The organism is Curtobacterium sp. B8 (genome assembly GCF_000333315.1).
Classification (GTDB): Bacteria; Actinomycetota; Actinomycetes; order Actinomycetales; family Microbacteriaceae; genus Curtobacterium; species Curtobacterium luteum.
The window spans coordinates 1-959 of sequence record NZ_BACW01000092.1 but is presented as its reverse complement, the minus strand read 5'-3'; the positions used below and the strand labels follow the sequence as shown (position 1 = coordinate 959).

The 959-nt window shown below is 73.0% G+C and carries 2 protein-coding genes; both read right to left on the bottom strand.

Going from position 1 to position 959, the window contains the following annotated elements:
- Positions 1-306, bottom strand: a 306-nt coding sequence (locus I59_RS02490; protein WP_022902526.1) for a DUF4194 domain-containing protein, incomplete at its 3' end; no start/stop codon positions are given.
- Positions 303-959, bottom strand: a 657-nt coding sequence (locus I59_RS02485; RefSeq protein WP_022902525.1) for a DUF3375 family protein, incomplete at its 5' end; no start/stop codon positions are given. The genes I59_RS02490 and I59_RS02485, both read right to left, overlap by 4 nt.

Here is a 959-nt window from a genome sequence, read left to right as displayed (position 1 = left end):
CTCGCGGTCGCGGTCCACGTGGAGCTCGAGGAAGAGGTCGTTGAGCCGCGACCGCAGCTGCGCCTCGGCGTCGAGCACCGCACGCCACTCGTCGGCGTGCGTGCGCGCGCTCACGTAGGTGTGGCGGAGCAGCGCGACGAACGCGCGTCGCTGCGGCTCGTCGAGTCGGCCCTCGTCGCCCTCGAAGAGGGCGAAGCTCGTCTCGTCGCGGACCTCGTCCTGCGGGACCGTGCCGAAGTCGTCGACCTCGGCAGTGTCCTCGAACCCGGCCGTGTCGTCGACCGGTGCCGGCGTGGTGTCGCTCACCGTGCCTCCTGTCCGTGTGGTGTTGAAGGTGCTGGGTCGTCCGCCGCGTCGACGCGGACGGTGGCGTCGCCGTCCGCGAGGTCCGCGGTGGGCATGTGGAAGGTGACCGCGCTGCCGTCGGGACGCACGGTGTGGTGTGCGACGACGTGCCGGGCGTCCTCGAAGTCGGGCCGCCCGGTGAGCAGGTGGGCCAGGCCGAAGAGCTCGACCGGCCGCCGCTGCTCGTCGGGCAGGCCGTGGAAGGCGGCGGAACTCGTCGCGGCGGTCGCAGACCGGAGCGCGTCGCGGAGCTCGGCCAGCAGCGGGCCGCCGTGCCGTCGGAGGGTGTCGACGTCGAGGTCCTCGAAGACGTCGTCGTCGGGTTCCTCGATCGGTGGGGGCACGGACTCGGTGTCGGGGTCGTAGAGGCGTTCGCGGAGCGTCTCGACCTCCGCCTGGTCAGGGAGCAGGCCGAGCGGGACGCGGTCCCGCGCGGAACCCTGCTCGATCCAGGCCGCGAGGCCGCGGTTGACCGAGCGGAGGACCGTGTCGAGCTCGCGGTCGCGGACGACGTCGTGCGCCACGATCTGGTCGCGCAGGGTCGCGGTCAGTTGCCGGCGCGGGGCGAGGACGTCCTCGATGCCCTGCCGGAGGATGCTCACCGTGTTGCGGAA